The sequence below is a fragment of the Enterococcus sp. DIV2384 genome, assembly GCF_050534975.1.
Taxonomy (GTDB): Bacteria; Bacillota; Bacilli; order Lactobacillales; family Enterococcaceae; genus Enterococcus; species Enterococcus faecalis.
The window spans coordinates 434,157-451,115 of sequence record NZ_CP172905.1; the positions used below are offsets into that span (position 1 = coordinate 434,157).

Genomic DNA, 16,959 nt, shown 5'->3' on the forward strand with positions numbered 1-16,959 from the left:
TAAATAAAGACTCGTTTCTAAGCGTAAGCAATTATTTACCTCTAGTGAAGGCCATATTTCCTTTGCTACAGCGAAAAGACCATTGAAATTGTTTTTCAAGAATTTTTCATGCTTTAGACCTAGGTCGTACCTGCAAGAATATGGTAGACTTAGCCAAGAAACGTAAACAGAGGGAGTACTATGGACAATCTTAAACAATTTTTTAGTAAAGTCGGTGTCGGATTACGTCATTTTTGGACGTGGATAAAGCCTTATTTAATACAATTCCATCAAGCCAGAAAGCGGATTTGGAAAAAGTATCAAATCAATAAAATTTTCTTGTTAATTGGTTTGGTAGTCGCTTTAGGTGCCAGTATTTATTTATTTTACTTAGCCAAGTCCGCAAACGTTGAGACCCTAAAATCGGGGCTAAGTGAATCAACACGTGTTTATGATGAATCAGGAGAGGAAGTCGGAAAGTTATTCGGGCAAAAAGGGACTTTTGTGGAACTGGATAATATTTCTCCTTATATTCAAGATGCGGTTATTTCAACTGAAGATCGCGGGTTTTATCAACATAAAGGGTATTCCATCAAAGGGATTGCCCGTGCGGTTGTTGGAAAATTGACCTTCGGGAAAATCGGTGGCGGTGGTGGCGGAAGTACAATTACGCAGCAATTAGCCAAAAATGCTTACTTAACGCAAGAGCAAACGTTAGATAGGAAAGCCAGAGAATTATTCTTAGCGATTGAAATCGAAAAGAAATATTCGAAAAAAGATATCTTGGCAATGTATTTAAATAATTCTTATTTTGGTAATGGTGTCTGGGGCGTGCAAGATGCAGCTCGTAAATACTTTGGCGTGGATGCGTCCCAAGTTACAGTGGGGGAAGCCGCAACGCTAGCGGGCATGTTAAAAGGGCCAGGAATTTATAACCCAATTGATTACATTGACAATGCCACAGCGCGACGGAATACCGTTTTACAACTAATGGTCGACAATAAAAAACTATCTCAAGAAGAAGCTAATCAAGAAGCGAGTGTTAACTTAGCGAGTCTATTAAATGACACCTATGTTGGCGACGAAAATAGTTACAAATATCCATATTATTTTGATGCGGTAATTGATGAAGCGGTCAATCGTTATAAATTTAAAGAAGAAGATATTTTAAATAAAGGCTACAAGATTTACACTTCTTTAAATCAGGGGTATCAAGATGCGATGGATGCAACTTATAAAAATGATGCACTATTTCCACCCAATGCAGAAGACGGTGCCATGGTTCAGAGTGGCTCTGTAGCCATTGATCCGAAAACCGGCGGCGTGCAAGCACTGGTGGGCGGTCGAGGGGAACACGTTTATCGAGGCTTTAACTTTGCAACGCAAACAAAACGTTCACCAGGCTCGTCCTTAAAACCAATTTCTGTCTATACACCAGCTTTAGAGGCCGGCTATAAACCAGACTCTATTTTAGAAGATAAACCACAAGATTATTATCCAGCGCAAAACTATAGCCGCACGTACAGTGGAGAAGTTCCTATGTACCAAGCCTTAGGAGAAAGCTTAAATTTACCAGCGGTGTGGTTATTACATCAAATTGGTTTAGATAAAGGCTATGAAAAAACAGAGAAATTTGGCATTCCATTATCAGAAAAAGATCGATATTATGGTTTAGCACTTGGGGGATTACAAACGGGTGTTTCGCCACTAACCATGGCGGGAGCTTATAGTGCCTTTGCCAATGAAGGCTATAAAACTGAAACGCATTTAATTACAAAAATCGTCGACTCAACTGGTGCAATTGTAGTTGATAATACGAAAGTCAAGAAAGAACAAGTCATTACCAAAGATGTTGCAGATGGGATTACAAGTATGTTACTAGGGGTCTTTAGTTCTGGGAGCGGGGTCAACGCACAACCAGCAGGCTACGTAATGGCTGGTAAAACAGGTACGACAGAAACCAACTTCGATAGTAGTAAAACGAACGATCAGTGGGTGATTGGTTATACACCAGAAGTTGTCATTGCTACTTGGTTAGGCTTCCAAGAAACCAGTAAAACCCATTATCTGGAAGGTAGTAGCGCCACATATGCCTCTCAGGTGTTCAACAGTCAAGCCAGTGGCATCTTGCCACAAGTCAAACAAGCACAATTTCCTGTCGCGGATGCGTATGCCACAGGTGGGAAAGTTGTTGATAGCAACGATAGTTTAACCGGTGGTGCCAATTCTAATTGGCGGGATAACTTAAAAGACTTTGGAAACTCTGTTCAAGATGGCGCTAGCAATTTCGGAGATACATTGAATGAAGTTGGGGGACAAATTAAAGACGGCGCGAAAAAAGTCAAAGACAAGATTGAAGGAATTTTCGGAGGCTTATTAGGAAATTAGTTGGGAAAACCTAAGAGAAATGGTACAATAAAGATGAAACTATTGAGAAAAGAGGGATTCCATTGAGTAACATTTATGATACAGCCAATCAGATTGAACGTGAACTACGTGAGTTAGACGAATTTAAAGCATTACAAGCAGCGTATGAAGAAGTAAAAGCAGACGAAGCAGCTTACACATTGTTTAAAGAATTCCAAGGATTCCAGCAAGGACTACAAGAAAAACAAATGCGCGGCGAAGAATTCACAGATGAAGATGCTGAAAAAGCACAAAGCATTGCAACGAAAGTGCAAGAAACAGCAGTTATCAACGAATTAATGCAAAAAGAACAAGCGTTTAGCTTAGTTGTCAATGATTTAAACCGAATTATCATGACTCCTGTGCGTGATATGTATAACGATTAATTTACGTAATTGAACTCTGACAAGTTGTCTATAAGACAATTTGTCAGAGTTTTTCTTTTACTGAAAATAAAAAAACGAACAAATTTTCGTATGTTTTTACTGACCAAGCTGGCAGAAAATGATATGATAAAGGGAGGAGAAAAGGAGGGGAAACGATGAAACTATTGCATACAGCTGATTTACACATGGATCGGTCTTTTGAAGGGTTAACTGGGATCCCGACAGCCTTAGCGAAGCGCTTAAGAGAAGCTAATCAACAATTGTTAATGAATATCGTAACAGTTGCCATTCGAGAAGCGGTGGACTTGGTTATTTTTGCAGGAGATACGTTTCATCAAAGTCAGACCTCTATTTCAATGCAAGCCCAATTGATGGCCGCATTAGAACAGTTGAAACAAGCAGAAATCCCTGTGATTCTAACATTTGGGAATCATGATTACTATAAAAAAGACCGCTATTGGTTTTCTTTTCCGGACAATGTCTTTTTATTTGAAAAAGAAATGGTTGAGACACTGTATTTTGAAACGAAAGCGGGCGAACAAGTGGCTGTTTCAGGGTTTAGTTATGAGCATCCCTGGATTGATGAAAATAAAGCACTAGAATTTCCTATCAAACAAGCAGAATCTGATATTCATATTGGGATTTATCATGGAGACACCAGTCGGAAAGCGCAACAAAATTATGCTCCGTTTACATGGAAGGATTTAAAAGCCACTGGCTATAATTATTGGGCATTGGGCCACATTCATCAGCCGCAAATTGTTAGTGAACAACCGCTAATTGTTTATCCTGGAACACCTCAAGGGCACACGAAAAAAGAACAGTCTTTACAAGGGGTTGCAGTGGTCACACTTTCCCAAAATCAAGCGACTGTTCAATTTGAAAAAGTCGCAGAAATAGATTGGACGAATGAAGAAATATCTCTGGCGCAATGCCGTGACACCCAAAGCGTTTTGTCTTATCTTGAAACCAGTTTGCTGACGAAGTGGCATGCGCATCAGCAACAGCAATTGATGGAGTTGACACTGAAAGAAACGCAACATTTGGATGTGACCGTGGTGCAAGCCATTGTCAATGGTGAACTATTAAGCTACTTACAGCAGCAGCTTTTACAAAAAACGCAAGGTGATTTTTTTGTTTATCGCCTACTATTGCAAGCAGAGGAACCAACAAAAGAACCGATCTATTTAGCCGCTAGTCCTAACTTGTTAACGGCATTAGAAAAAACATACTTAGATCCAGTTATTTTTGAAGATACCACCAAGGAATTGTTACGTTATCCAGAATTTGCTGGAATTTTTTCAATGGATGAGCAGTGGCGATTAGAGAGCTTGCGCCTAGCACATGAGCAAATTAATGAAGACTTTACTATTCAGGAGGACCCACTATGAAATTACTTGCAGTAGAGATTGTGGGCTTTGGAAAATGGCAACAACAGAAAATTACATTTGAATCTGGTAATCAATTGCTGTACGGCGCAAATGAAGTTGGCAAGTCCACATTGTATCAATTCATTCAAGCAATGCTGTTTGGTTTTCCCACAAAGGGCAAAAGAAAACGCGATTACGCACCAAAAAATGGTGGTTCGTATGGTGGTCGTTTGTGGTTGGCACATCCTGTGTTTGGAGAAGTTCAAGTCGAGCGTTTTAAAGAAAAAAATAAAGGGCAAGCAATCATTTATTATCAACAACAAATGGGGGATGAAAAAACCTTACAGCAAATGTTACATCCGCTAACGAAAAAGTTATTTCAAGAGGTTTTTACTTTCCAACAAGAACAATTAATTACGAGTGACAAGTTAACAGAAGAGGAACTGCAAACATCCTTGTTAGCCATTGGTGTTTCTGGTAGTCAACAACTTTTGACTTACCGAAATGTGTACTTTAAAGAAGCACAAAAAATCTTTAAAGGTAAAGGACAGCAGCCATTACTCAATCAGAAGTTGGCGGCTTATCAAGAACTAAAAGAGCAAATTCAAGAGAAAGAAGCGCAGCAACAAACTTTTCAACAATTAGAAGAAACGATTCGCGAAACAGAACAACAGCGAGTGACACTGCAACAGCAATTAAAAGAAACGCAACAGGACTTGTTACAGGTTGCGGAACAGCAACGTCACTTTCCCTTGTACGAAGAATGGCAGTCGCTGCCTGAAGAAACAGAGAACGTTGTTTTAGTAAAAGAAGACCAAGTGCAATTAGAAGAAACCTTTCAAGAATATATGTACCTAGACAAAGAACGACAACGTTTGACCAAAGAGTTATCTCTTCAGTCAGAAGCGCTCGATGTTCCAGAAGGCTATGCTTTTTACCTAGAACAAGAATCATTAATTCAACAATTGTTGAATCAACGCTATGATATGCAACAATTGATGACGGAATCGGAATGGATGTCTCAAACCTTTGATCAAAATCGTCAAGAAATGGTCCTTTTAGAGAACGAATGGTTATGGTCGCCTGAACGACCACCACAGCTTTTTTATGACAACGAAACCGTTCAAAAGTGGCGTCAACAACAAGTTGCGTATACGCAAGCTCTTCAAAAAGGACAAGAACAGAAAGCATTCTTGGCTTCTCAAATTGAAAATCTGGAAGACCAGTTAACGGATTTTGAAAAAGCGCATGCCGCATTTTTTGGTGAAGCGACGCGTGCCCAAAAAGCGCAGAAAACAAGTCAACCACTTTGGTTATTGCTAGGAAGTATCCTTGCATTACTCGGTTTCTTTTTGCCAAGCCCTTTAAAATGGGGCCTAGTTCTCGTGGGAGTTAGTTTTATCGCGAAAGAAGTGCTTAGCTACGCCACTAGAAAAGAAGCTTCCTCTGATGAAGTGAAAGAAGAATGGCAGACGAAACTTTCGCAACTAGATTATTTAAATGAACAGTTCCAACAGGCGCTGAATCAAGAACGTGAGGCACAACTGCAAGTGGAACAACTTGAACAAGCAGTAGCGGAGCAAGCCCAAGTCCATCAATTAGGAAAAATGCAACAAATTGATACTTTAATGAATCAGCGGGAATTGATTACGCGCTATTTATTGCTTGTTCAAACAAATGAAGAACTCATGAGTCAATTGAAGGAAAATCAACAAAAACGCCAAGTATTTGAAGAACAAATCTTCCCATTGATGACGCATTTACCCTTGCAAGGAAAGAGCCTTTCCGAAAAGTTACACTTTTTAGAAGGGTTTGCTGAAGAAATGGAGAAAGTTCGCTTTGCTCAAGAGTATCAAGCAGATGGCTATCTCAAACAGCAGTTACGAGAGTTGAAAACTAAACAGCAAGAAGCATCAACACGAATTCAGCCTTTACTAATTCGTTATCGGATTCTATCAATCGCTGATGTTCCAATGAGGATTCAACAGCTGACCACTCAACAAGCTCAAGTTGGTCGTGGGCAAGAATTAGCGACACAATTAGGCAATCTGTTTCCAGAAGCGATAACAGAAGCAACGTTAAAAGCCCGTTCTTTACAACTGGCGCAGCAACAAGCACTGGAAGAAAGTCAGTTAAATAAAATACAAGAACAGTATCAAGCGCTGATTTATGAAAAACAACAATTAATGACAGATGGTACCTTAGATGAGTTGTATCAACGCCAAGCAATTTTAAAAGCGGAAATCAAAGAATTAGCTCAACGTTGGTCTGGGTATCAACTGGCGGGGCAACTGTTAATGGACCTATTAACAGAGCTTTCGGAACAACAATTGCCCAGCTTATTACAGTATGCATCAAGCTACTTTGCACTTTTAACAAGCCAGCGTTATCAATCAATCAAAGTAGCCGAAGGTCAACTAGTTGCGGTGACGAAAGAACAAGAAATGTTTTATTTACATGAATTATCAACTGGCACTAAAGATCAATTGATGATGGCTGTTCGTTTTGCCTTTTTAGCAGTCCAAGGCGAGCAACTGATTTGTCCAATTATCATTGATGATGGCTGGTTACACTATGATCATCAAAGAAAAGCCCAATTAGCTGAATTATTTACTAAGTTTGGTCAAAAACAGCAAGTCATTTGTTTTTCTTCTGACCAAGAAATGGTAAGCTATTATCAGGACTTACAACAAAGAGTAATTGCGTTAGAAGGAGGAAGCGTCAAGTGAAAAAATTACGTGAATTAACAGTAGAAGAACTTTTTGAATCATTTGTTCTAATTAAAAATGCCGATGTACGTGTAGCTAAAAATGGGAAAAAGTTTATTGCCTTTACCTTTCAAGACACATCTGGCACGATTGACGGAAAATATTGGGACGCCTCTGAGGATGAAATTACACGATTTACTGCGGGAAACGTTGTTTTACTGAATGGGAAACGAGAAGTTTATCAAAATAAACCCCAAGTAAAAATTTTACACATGCGTTTAGCGACAGCAGAGGAACCAAGCCAGCCAAGTTTATATATGGAACGAGCGCCTTTGAAAAAAGAAGAGATGGTTGAGGAAATCAATCAAGTGATTTTTGAAATTACCAATGCTCATTGGAATCGTATTGTGCGCTATCTCATGACGAAATACCAACAAGAATTTTATGAATTTCCTGCAGCTAAACGGAACCATCATGCTTTTGCGAATGGCTTAGCTTACCACACTGTCTCAATGTTGCGCCTAGGCAAAGCAATTGCTAAGGAATATCCTGAAATTAACACGTCACTATTATACGCGGGGATTATTTTACATGACTTAGGAAAAGTTTTAGAATTATCTGGTGCTATTACGACAGAATATACGGTGGCAGGGAACTTAATTGGTCATTTAGTTTTGGTGGATGAGGAAATTACCAAGGCGTGTTTGGCTTTGAAAATTGATGATCGAGAAGAAGACGTTGTCGTTCTTCGGCACATGGTCTTAGCCCACCATGGATTGTTGGAATATGGCTCACCTGTGCGACCAAGAATTATGGAAGCGGAAATCTTACATCAAATTGATACCATGGATGCGTCCATTCAAATGATGCTAGGGGCCATTCGTCAAACACAACCTGGGGAGTATACGGAACGAATCTTTGGTTTAGATAACCGCAGTTTCTATGTTCCAAAAGATAAATAAAAAAAGGGAGTGGTCAATCGACCACTCTCTTTTTTATGCTTATTTAGAAGAAGATTCTGTTGTTTTGCTTGAAGAATCTGTTGCTTTTTCAGAGTCGCTTGTTTTGGTATCACTTGTTTTAGAATCACTTGATTTTGATTCTTTTTTCTCTGAAGAAGCGCTTGAAGATTCAGTTTGCATGTAGCCTGCTAAAGCGTTCTTGAAGGCATCATCTTTAATTTTCACATTGGCCGCTTTTAATTCGTCACTAATAACTTTTGCTTGGAATGTTTGATCGGCTAATTTTGTCTCTTCAGCAATTTTCTTGATCTCTTTTTCATAAGGTTTCATGTCATTGCCTTTTGCTTTGTTTTTCGTCATTTTCACTACATAGTAAGTTGTTTGGTACGTTTGTGCGTTTGTTGCAGCAATTGGTTCTGATACTTCGCCGTCTTTTAGTTTGAAGGCAGCTTCTTTAACTTCGGCAGGAACAGTTGTTGATTGTGAATCAAATTTAATTTTACCGCCGTCTTTTTTCGTTGTAGCATCGGTTGATTTGTCTTTGGCAATTTTTGCGAAATCGCCGCCGTCAGTGATTTCTTTCTTGACAGCTTTGGCATCATCTTCTGAAGCAACTTGGATAATTTGTGCTTCTACTTCTGGATGGAAGCTTGCCCAAGCTGTTTTTAAGTCTTCATCTGTAATTTTCAAATGATCTTTCAAACCTACTTGCATTGCTTCAGCTTGTTTTAATTGTTTCTTGAATGATTTTTCAGTTAAACCAGCTTGTGTTAGTGCATCAGAGAATTTTCCGCCTTGCGCTTCCACTTGTTTTTTAGCGTCATCAAATTTCTTTTGAATGGCTTTGTCAGTTACTTTGTCGCCATATTTTTCTTCAAAGACTTTATAAATAACCATTTGGCTAAACGCTTGTTGGCTAGTGCTTTGTTCTTTAATTTGGTTATAAAAATCATCAACAGTAATTGTTGAACCTTTCATTGTTGCGATATCTTTTGAACCGCTTGAACACGCTGCTAAACTAAAAACGGCCATTGCGCCCGCTGCAGCTAAGATTAGTTTTTTCTTCATTCTCTTATGCACTCCTGTTTTTTTTAGTTTTATTTCTGTTATAACTATACCATACCTCATTTTGAAAAAGAAAGAGTCTCAGGCATAGTTTCAAACAAAATTCGTATTTACGTCACACTTTTTATTTTTTTAATAACAAAAGAAATAATTAACATCAAAGACTTTACTTTTGCTTGTTGGTTTGTGTGTCAGGTAATTCAGCTGTAATTTTGGCAATTTGTTCTTTAATTTGAGCAATCCGAGGTTCCGCTTGGAATTTGAAATCAGTGATTTCTTGTTGCAGGTCTTTTGAAAATTCAGTTGCCAGTGGAACGTTTTCTTCGACAACTCCCAAGTTTCGTTGCACCTGATCCCAGTCATTCGTGACTTGATTTTTCAGTGAACGATAGTCCTCTAGCTCATTGATTAAATGCTGACGTGTTTCTTTCCCGCTTCTTGGAGCAGCCAACAAACCGCCAATGGTACCGGCAGCTGCGCCAAAAAAGAGGCCTTTAATAAATTTTTTCATTTAGTTCACCTGCTTTGCAATGGTCTCAGCAATTTCTTGCATCGCTTCGGCGGAATAGTCCTCTTGATGGTTGCCAAAATGAATAGAGAAATCATCTTCTTTTGAATAACGGGGAATCAAATGAACGTGGGAATGGAAAACGGATTGATAAGCCACTTCCTTATTGTTATTTAAAATGTTTAATCCTTCCATTTCTGGAAAAGCTTTTTCTAATGCTCGTGCTACTTTAGGAATACGAGCAAAGACGTCACTTGCTAAAAGGTCATTATATTCAAAAATATCAGCAACGTGTTGTTTTGGAATCATTAAGGTATGTCCTTTGGTCACTTGTGTGATGTCTAAAAACGCGTAGACTTTCTCGTCTTCATAGACTTTATAACTTGGGATTTCGCCGTTGATAATTTTACAAAAAATACAAGCATTCATGAAAAATTCCTCTTTTCTCTAGGTTCTTTCCTTTACTTTACCACAAGTTGATTTCTCTGTGGATGAAAAAGTACGTGAGTTCGCTAAAAAGTTCGTTTCATTTCGTGTATAATAAGAGAAAGAAAAAAATCCATTTAATTAAGGGAGTAATTTTTGAATTCTTGGTTCGCTTAGGGTTTAATAATGGTAGAGAGAAAAGGTTGGAGGCAAAAGAAATGAGCTTAACAATTGAACATTTAACAGGAGGTTACGGCCATATTCCTGTCTTAAAAGATATTAATTTTGACGTCAAGTCTGGTGAAATGGTTGGTTTAATCGGCTTGAATGGTGCGGGGAAAAGTACCACCATCAAAAATATTATTGGGTTACTTACGCCGCAAAAAGGCAAAATTATGATTGACGGGGAAACATTGCAACAAGCCCCTGAAGAATATCGTAAAAAAATCGGGTATATTCCGGAAACACCTTCTTTATATGAAGAATTAACATTGAAAGAGCATATCGAAGTAACGGCCTTGGCTTATGATATTCCATTAGAAGAAGCGTTCAAACGAGCAGAACCATTACTAAAAACGTTCCGTTTAGACAATAAATTGGAATGGTTTCCTGCTAATTTTTCAAAAGGCATGAAACAAAAAGTCATGGTACTTTGTGCATTCTTAATTGAACCGAGTTTATATATTATTGATGAACCTTTTCTAGGCTTAGATCCTTTAGCAATTCATGCTTTATTAGAATTAATGGATACGATGCGTAAGCAAGGGGCAGCGATTTTAATGTCCACGCATATTTTAGCAACAGCTGAAAAATATTGTGATCGCTTTGTGGTGCTACACGAAGGAAAATTACGGGCAAACGGTACAATGGCTGAATTACGTGCAGAATTTAATTTACCAGAGTCTTCTTTAGATGATATTTATCTTGCCTTGACGAAGGAAGAAAAGGTGGGGTAACATGGGCGAATTTTTTAGTCAACGTTTGTCACGGCATTTCAAAAAAATGTCCAAGTACTTGCGCTATATTTTAAATGATCATTTTGTTTTAGTCTGTATGTTTTTATTAGGCGGATTAGGTCTGTACTATTCCCAGTTGTTAAAAGAATTACCTCGTGATTTTGTTTGGGGCAGACCGTTAATTCTGTTGGGCTGGCTGCTACTCATTCAAGTTGGTAAGTTGGCTACTTTGACAGAAGAGCCAGACAAGGTTTTTTTATTACCAAAAGAAAAACAATTCGCTGCTTATCTGAAACGAGCGCTGCGCTACTCTTTACTTTTACCGATTGTGGTCAGCTTTCTAGGAAGTGGCCTATTGATGCCGTTGATTGTAGTTACAACGGGTTGGTCGTTTCAAACCTTCTTTTTATTTTTGGTCATGCTAGTTTGTATGATTTATACACATCTTAGTTTACAAAGCTATGGGCTCTATCATCTTTCGTCAACCACTTACCGTAGTTGGTGGTTCGTTTGGTTGATCAGTAGTCTCTTGATTATGACGGGAGCCATTTACTGGACGCCTTGGGTTGGTGTGGTTGGTGGCATCATTCTGGCCGTTGGTTTATCGAGTATTTGGCAAAATAAGATGAAACAGAGTTTCTTGGATTGGGAAAAAATGATCCAAAAAGAACAAAACAGAATGCATAGAATTTATAAATTCATTCAGCTGTTTACAGATATTCCTGAAGTGAGTAGTACAGTAAAACGTCGTAAATACTTAGATCCTCTCCTCGGAGTAGTCAAAAAAACATCTGAGAACACGTATGCTTACTTATTCATTCGGAGCTTTTTACGAGGTAGCGAATATAGCGGCTTATTGTTTCGTTTGATTTTGGTTGGTGGTGTGCTACTTTTCTTTTTACAAGAATTCTGGATTGCGTTGGTAGTTGCTTTATTGTTTGTCTATTTAATCGGGTTCCAGTTGATTCCCATGTACACGCAATTTGATTATATGGTGATGACACAGCTATATCCAATTTCAATGGAAAAAAAACAAGCAGCAATTCGCCGGTTAATTAGCGGCGCATTATCTGTTGCGGCCATTATTTTTGGTGGGATTGTCTGCCTTCGTTTAGGCAGCTTGCAAAATAGCTTGATCATTCTGGGTGCCTTAATTGTAGAAGTTGTGATTTTCACTAAAATGTATGTTCCAATGCGCTTGAATAAGTTATAAAGATGAGAAAACCCAGCAAAATTTACAAAAGAACCACATAGAAGCTTGACGAAGCAAGGTTTGGCGACTAAAATGGTAATTGCTGTAAAAATTGCAATAAAATTGTGTTGAGATAGGAGATAATTTCCATGGAATTTCAGTTGGATAAAGACTGGCGTCTGCAGCCGATAAAGGGCGCAACTGGTCAAACATACATGGGAATAAAAGAAACAGAGAAAGTGTTCATTAAACGAAACACTTCTCCACTTCTTGCAGCATTGTCTAAAGAAGGGTTAGCCCCGAAGATGATTTGGACAAAGCGGACAGCGAATGGCGACGTACTAACAGCCCAAGAATGGCTGGAAGGACGTTTATTACATGCGGACGAAATTGGCAAACGCAATGACGTGATTGACGTGTTATACCAATTGCATCATTCCAATTTGCTGAAAGACATGTTGAAAAAAATTGGTGGCGAAGTTTGTACCCCGCTAACAATGTTGAAAGAGTATAAGCGTCAACTACCTAAAGAATTAAAACGAAACAGTTATTTAAAAGAAGTAATCACTTATTTATATAATCATTTACCAGAATATCCAGAGACTAGTTATGTAGCTGTCCACGGCGATGTGAATCATCGGAATTGGTTAGTCTCGAATAATTATCTCTATTTAGTAGATTGGGATTCTGTGATGGTCGCGGACCCAGCGGTAGATTTAGGAATGATTTTGAGTCATTATGTCCCTCGTTCCGGCTGGAATCAATGGTTACTATCTTATGGTTTAATCCCGAATGAAAGTACAGTTCAACGAATTTATTGGTATGGTTTATTTAGCTTTTTACAAGAGATTGTTCGTCATCACCAAGAGGGCGAAAGAAGAGCAATGACTGCAGAAATTTTACAATTAAAACGAATGTTTAGTAGTTAAACTAATTCATTTAACATCCACACAGGCTGGCGAATTTCACCAGTCTGTTTTTAAAAGAAAGGAATTTTAAATATGCGTGTAAGAAATAGACCCGGAGCAGCAGAATATATGGCAAAATATCCACAATATGTGGTAGAAGGTCCTGAAAAATGGCAAGGAAAATGGCAAGAACGTTTTGGCAATAATCATCCCATCCACATTGAAATTGGTTCAGGTAAAGGTCGTTTTATTTATGAAATGGCTAAAGCACATCCTGAAATTAATTATATTGGTATCGATATGCAATTAAGTATTTTATCGATTGCATTAGATAAGCTAGTGGCCGAGCCGTTACCTAATCTACAGTTATTGCGAGTAGACGGCGAAGCATTAACAGAATATTTTGCTGAAAATGAAGTAGATTTAATCTATTTAAATTTTTCAGATCCTTGGCCAAAGAAAAAACATGAAAAACGTCGTTTAACGTATAAAAACTTTTTAGCGACAGATGAAATTATCTTAAAACCAAATGGAGAAATTCATTTTAAAACGGATAATCAAGGGCTCTTCGAATACTCATTAAGTAGCTTTTCTAAATATGGCATGATTATTGAACGTGTATGGCTAGATTTGCATAATAGCGAGTTTGAAGGCAACATTATGACAGAATACGAAGAAAAATTTTCTAGTCGTGGTCAACGAATTTATCGAGTAGAAGCACGTTTTGTTGCAAAATAAAAACAAGCATTCCTTTATTTTAAGTGAAGGAATGCTTGTTTTTTATTATTTAAGAAAGCTTAAGTTGTCGTTCTTAAAGCATAGGCATCCAATAAAATTCTTGCCAGAATGGATAATGGTAACCGTGAACGCACTTCATAATCGGGGAAAAAGGAGCCTTCTGATTTGAAGCCTACGAACGGAATTTCAATGTATTTCATTAAACTAGAGTGTTTGCTTGCAGTTAAAAGGATAGTCCCAATTTCTGAGTCGTAACAGTTTTTACCAGCGACAACTAATTCTTGGGTTTCTCCATTTAAGGAAACAAAAAGAGCCACATCTTTTTTTGATAACTTTTTACTAATATTTTTAATAATTTCTGGGTCCGTATGCAGTTCACAGTATTTGCCAGCCAATTGAAACTTAACCATCATTTCCTGAGCAATTAATTCTGAAAAACCTCTAGCAAAGATAATAATCCGTCGAGAAGCTTTGATTTTTTGGATCGCATCTTCGATATTACCAATTTCAATCATGTTAATCGTGCGAGTTACTTCTTCTTCATTCTTTAAAATGGCCGTCCGAATTCCTCGGTCTACTTTTTCTAATGCTGAAAAATTTATATTTTGGTTTTCTTTATCTTTCAAGTGATGCTTGAAGGATGTGAAACCTTCATAGCCTTTCTTTTTCATGGTTCTTACAATCGTCGCAGTTGATACGTTGGCTCGTTCGCTTAATTTTACAATGGAATAATCAGGGATTTCTAAAATATGTGTTTCGATAAAATGCCAGAGATATTGCTCTGACTCACTCAATTTTTGTTCCATAATGGCTAGCCCTTCTTTCTTTCACTAAAAAAACATTTATAAGCCTATTTTTAATGAAAAAAAATAAAAAAGCTAGAGAAATTATGAAATTGTAAATGTTTTCTATATTTTTGCGAAAGAATGAAAACCTTTACATGGTATTTTGAGACATAATAAAGAGGAGAAAGGAGGAACTACAGTGACTATTTATACATGTACATTAAATTTAGCCATTGATTTATTTATCGAAACAGAAGAGCTAGTTCCTTTTGTCGTGAATCGCACGAAGGAAGATGATATTCAAGCAAACGGGAAAGGAGTCAATGTTTCCCTAATTTTAAAGATGTTAGGGATTGATAATACCGCTTTGGGAGTCAAAGCTGGTTTCACTGGGAACTATGTCGAGGATTATTTAAAAGAAAAAGAGATAACCACTGATTTTATCGAAGTCGCTGGCACAACGAGAATCAATGTGTTTACAAAAGTTACCCAAGATCAAAAGGAATACAAATTAGTCAATAAAGGACCAAAATTATCTGAAGAACATGTACAACGTTTTTTGAAAAAAATTTCAGAGTTACGTAAAGGGGATTATTTGTGCGTATCAGGAAGTTTACCACAAGGGGTTTCGCCAAGTATTTTGATTGAAATTAGCCGAATTTGTTTTGAAAAGCAGGTGTTCTTAATCTTAGACAGTAGTTATGAAGAAATTTTAGATTGTTTGCCTTATCAACCATTTTTATTGAAACCAAATGAAGAAGAACTTCAAGAGTGGTTTCATACAGAAGTGCAGACTAAGGACGATTACATTTTTTACGGACAAGAATTACTGAAGCGGGGAGCCAAAAATATTTTACTTTCTTTAGGTAGTGAAGGGGCTTTATTTATAAATAATGAAAAGGTTCTTTCAGGTAATTCACCAACTGGAATGGTTGTGAATACAGCTTGTTCAGGGGATGCAATGTTAGGTACCTTTTTAGCTGGCTGGCATCAAGGACTTTCATTGGAAAAAAATTTAAAAAGAAGTATTGCAGCAGGTAGTTCAACAGCATTTCGCAAAGGATTGACAGATTTTTCAGATGTTCAGGAGTTAGAGCAACAAATAAAGATTCAAGAGGAGGAATAAACAGATGGCTACGTATCAATTAATAGCTGCTACAGGTTGTCCGACGGGAATAGCGCACACGTATATGGCACAGGAGGCATTGGAACAAGCGGCGAAACGTAAAGGTATTACGATTAAGGTTGAAACACATGGTCAGATTGGTATAGAAAACGAGTTAACACCTGCAGAAATCCAAGGAGCGGAGGCAGTCATTATTGCCGCCGACAAAGACGTTCAAGCAGAACGTTTTGCTGGGAAACGAATCATTGATGTCCCTGTCAGCGTTGGTATTAAAGAAGCAGATCGCTTAATTGAAGAAGTGCTCGCAGGCAAAGGATCGATTGCGGCCGAAAACCAAGCAGTGGATGAACTTGAACAGGAAACACAGATTTCTTCAGGAAATGTTGGACATAGTATTTATAAAAACTTAATGAATGGCGTCTCTCACATGTTGCCGTTTGTAGTAGCAGGCGGCGTTTTAATTGCTCTTTCTTTTGCTATTTGGGGCATTTATTCATTTGATCCAGAAAGTAGTCAGTATAATGCTACCGCTGCTATGTTAAAAAGTATTGGTGATGCCTCAATGGGCATGATGGTGCCAATCTTATCTGCGTATATCGCAGAGGGGATTGCCAAACGACCTGGTTTGGTTGTGGGCTTTGTCGGTGGTTTGATTGCTAACACTGGTGGCACTGGCTTTTTAGGAGGGATATTATCTGGTTTTCTTGCTGGGTATTTCATTCTTTTATTACAAAGAGTATTTAAAGGTTTGCCTAAATCATTAGATGGTTTAAAAGCAATTTTCCTTTATCCAGTCATTGGCGTTGCAGTTATTGGTATCACTATGTCTTTACTAGCAGATCCGATGAAAGCTGTTAACGAAGGAATGATGAGCTTTTTAGCTAGTTTCCAAAACTCCAGTCCGTTGGTTTTAGGAATAATTGTGGGTTGTATGTGTGCCTTTGATATGGGAGGTCCAGTTAATAAAGCGGCCTATGTTACTGGGACGGCACTCTTAGCTCAAGGAAATACTTCTTTTATGGCAGGAGTTTCTGCTGCCTGCATAGCGCCACCTTTAATTACAGGCTTTGCTACATTATTCTTTGGAAAATACTTTGACACAAATGAACGCAATGCGGGGCTAGTGAACTTTATTTTAGGCTCCACACATATTACAGAAGGCGCTATTCCGTTTGCGGCAAAAGACCCATTGAAGGTTTTACCAATTATGATGCTCGGATCTTCAATTGCGGCAGTCCTAACGTATATGTTTGGGGTACAAGTGCCAGCACCTCATGGAGGATTTCTTGTTTTACCAGTTGTTACTCACGCTGTTCAATGGGTTCTGGCAATTTTAGCTGGTTCATTGGTAGGCGGTTTATTGCTAGGTTTTGTACAAAAAAGTAGAATCGCCAAACAAGAGCAATCGTTATCAAAAAAATGAAATAACAGGAATTAGGAGTGG

15 protein-coding genes are annotated in these 16,959 nt (G+C 38.1%); 11 read left to right on the top strand and 4 right to left on the bottom strand.

Annotation, left to right across the window (positions count from 1 at the left end; all coding sequences use genetic code 11):
• The first annotated feature begins 180 nt into the window (after window positions 1-180).
• The 5 genes from IGK54_RS02170 (at window position 181) to IGK54_RS02190 (ending at window position 7,811) form a co-directional block, all read left to right on the top strand.
• Complete coding sequence (locus IGK54_RS02170) at window positions 181-2,367, top strand: PBP1A family penicillin-binding protein (protein ID WP_142957298.1); 2,187 nt, start codon at window positions 181-183, stop codon at window positions 2,365-2,367.
• A gap of 62 nt (window positions 2,368-2,429) precedes the next feature.
• Window positions 2,430-2,771, top strand: a complete 342-nt coding sequence (locus IGK54_RS02175; protein WP_002355518.1) for a YlbF family regulator — start codon at window positions 2,430-2,432, stop codon at window positions 2,769-2,771.
• Between the two features lie 155 nt (window positions 2,772-2,926).
• Complete coding sequence (locus tag IGK54_RS02180; protein WP_142957300.1) at window positions 2,927-4,162, top strand: DNA repair exonuclease; 1,236 nt, start codon at window positions 2,927-2,929, stop codon at window positions 4,160-4,162.
• The gene (locus IGK54_RS02185) at window positions 4,159-6,870 is read left to right on the top strand and encodes an ATP-binding protein (RefSeq protein ID WP_142957302.1); all 2,712 of its coding nucleotides are present in this window, start codon (window positions 4,159-4,161) and stop codon (window positions 6,868-6,870) included. Before IGK54_RS02180 ends, IGK54_RS02185 begins: the two co-directional genes overlap by 4 nt.
• Window positions 6,867-7,811 carry a 3'-5' exoribonuclease YhaM family protein gene (locus tag IGK54_RS02190; protein WP_002355522.1) on the top strand — a complete coding sequence of 315 codons (945 nt, stop codon included), beginning with the start codon at window positions 6,867-6,869 and terminating at the stop codon, window positions 7,809-7,811. The genes IGK54_RS02185 and IGK54_RS02190 overlap by 4 nt, the downstream gene beginning before the upstream one ends.
• A 39-nt stretch (window positions 7,812-7,850) precedes the next feature.
• Here the strand turns inward: IGK54_RS02190 and IGK54_RS02195 are convergent, their stop codons facing one another.
• The 3 genes from IGK54_RS02195 to IGK54_RS02205 form a co-directional block, all read right to left on the bottom strand.
• Window positions 7,851-8,879: a peptidylprolyl isomerase gene (locus IGK54_RS02195; RefSeq protein WP_113848691.1), complete on the bottom strand. Its 1,029-nt coding sequence runs from the start codon at window positions 8,877-8,879 to the stop codon at window positions 7,851-7,853.
• Window positions 8,880-9,042: 163 nt separating this feature from the next.
• Window positions 9,043-9,387, bottom strand: a complete 345-nt coding sequence (locus tag IGK54_RS02200; RefSeq protein ID WP_002398135.1) for a YtxH domain-containing protein — start codon at window positions 9,385-9,387, stop codon at window positions 9,043-9,045.
• On the bottom strand, window positions 9,388-9,813 hold the full coding sequence (locus tag IGK54_RS02205; RefSeq protein WP_142957304.1) for an HIT family protein: 426 nt from the start codon (window positions 9,811-9,813) through the stop codon (window positions 9,388-9,390).
• Between the two features lie 215 nt (window positions 9,814-10,028).
• Between IGK54_RS02205 and IGK54_RS02210 the strand changes: the two genes are divergently transcribed.
• The 4 genes from IGK54_RS02210 to trmB all read left to right on the top strand — a co-directional run bounded on the left by IGK54_RS02210 (window position 10,029) and on the right by trmB (window position 13,604).
• Window positions 10,029-10,766 carry an ABC transporter ATP-binding protein gene (locus IGK54_RS02210; RefSeq protein ID WP_002363160.1) on the top strand — a complete coding sequence of 246 codons (738 nt, stop codon included), beginning with the start codon at window positions 10,029-10,031 and terminating at the stop codon, window positions 10,764-10,766.
• 1 nt (window position 10,767) lies between these two features.
• Complete coding sequence (locus tag IGK54_RS02215) at window positions 10,768-11,979, top strand: ABC transporter permease (protein WP_010819754.1); 1,212 nt, start codon at window positions 10,768-10,770, stop codon at window positions 11,977-11,979.
• Window positions 11,980-12,107: 128 nt separating this feature from the next.
• A complete protein-coding gene (locus IGK54_RS02220; RefSeq protein ID WP_002355531.1) occupies window positions 12,108-12,887 on the top strand; it encodes a phosphotransferase family protein in 780 nt (259 codons plus the stop codon).
• Between the two features lie 72 nt (window positions 12,888-12,959).
• Window positions 12,960-13,604, top strand: a complete 645-nt coding sequence (gene trmB / locus IGK54_RS02225) for a tRNA (guanosine(46)-N7)-methyltransferase TrmB (protein ID WP_002355532.1) — start codon at window positions 12,960-12,962, stop codon at window positions 13,602-13,604.
• 59 nt (window positions 13,605-13,663) lie between these two features.
• Here the strand turns inward: trmB and IGK54_RS02230 are convergent, their stop codons facing one another.
• On the bottom strand, window positions 13,664-14,410 hold the full coding sequence (locus IGK54_RS02230; RefSeq protein ID WP_002363162.1) for a MurR/RpiR family transcriptional regulator: 747 nt from the start codon (window positions 14,408-14,410) through the stop codon (window positions 13,664-13,666).
• Window positions 14,411-14,588: 178 nt separating this feature from the next.
• On the opposite strand from IGK54_RS02230, the gene pfkB reads away from it, so the two are divergent.
• Together pfkB and IGK54_RS02240 are read left to right on the top strand one after the other, a co-directional pair.
• A complete protein-coding gene (pfkB, locus tag IGK54_RS02235; RefSeq protein ID WP_002375928.1) occupies window positions 14,589-15,515 on the top strand; it encodes a 1-phosphofructokinase in 927 nt (308 codons plus the stop codon).
• A gap of 4 nt (window positions 15,516-15,519) precedes the next feature.
• On the top strand, window positions 15,520-16,938 hold the full coding sequence (locus tag IGK54_RS02240) for a PTS fructose transporter subunit IIC (protein WP_113848692.1): 1,419 nt from the start codon (window positions 15,520-15,522) through the stop codon (window positions 16,936-16,938).
• Window positions 16,939-16,959: the final 21 nt, after the last annotated feature.

Bases quoted from the DNA above. Each gene is read 5' to 3' on its own strand.
- IGK54_RS02200 (WP_002398135.1), bottom strand. From the start codon at position 9,387: ATGAAAAAATTTATTAAAGGCCTCTTTTTTGGCGCAGCTGCCGGTACC.
- IGK54_RS02220 (WP_002355531.1), top strand. From the start codon at position 12,108: ATGGAATTTCAGTTGGATAAAGACTGGCGTCTGCAGCCGATAAAGGGC.
- trmB (WP_002355532.1), top strand. From the start codon at position 12,960: ATGCGTGTAAGAAATAGACCCGGAGCAGCAGAATATATGGCAAAATAT.
- IGK54_RS02205 (WP_142957304.1), bottom strand. From the start codon at position 9,813: ATGAATGCTTGTATTTTTTGTAAAATTATCAACGGCGAAATCCCAAGT.
- IGK54_RS02170 (WP_142957298.1), top strand. From the start codon at position 181: ATGGACAATCTTAAACAATTTTTTAGTAAAGTCGGTGTCGGATTACGT.
- IGK54_RS02195 (WP_113848691.1), bottom strand. From the start codon at position 8,879: ATGAAGAAAAAACTAATCTTAGCTGCAGCGGGCGCAATGGCCGTTTTT.
- IGK54_RS02180 (WP_142957300.1), top strand. From the start codon at position 2,927: ATGAAACTATTGCATACAGCTGATTTACACATGGATCGGTCTTTTGAA.
- IGK54_RS02240 (WP_113848692.1), top strand. From the start codon at position 15,520: ATGGCTACGTATCAATTAATAGCTGCTACAGGTTGTCCGACGGGAATA.
- IGK54_RS02210 (WP_002363160.1), top strand. From the start codon at position 10,029: ATGAGCTTAACAATTGAACATTTAACAGGAGGTTACGGCCATATTCCT.
- IGK54_RS02185 (WP_142957302.1), top strand. From the start codon at position 4,159: ATGAAATTACTTGCAGTAGAGATTGTGGGCTTTGGAAAATGGCAACAA.
- IGK54_RS02230 (WP_002363162.1), bottom strand. From the start codon at position 14,410: ATGGAACAAAAATTGAGTGAGTCAGAGCAATATCTCTGGCATTTTATC.
- IGK54_RS02215 (WP_010819754.1), top strand. From the start codon at position 10,768: ATGGGCGAATTTTTTAGTCAACGTTTGTCACGGCATTTCAAAAAAATG.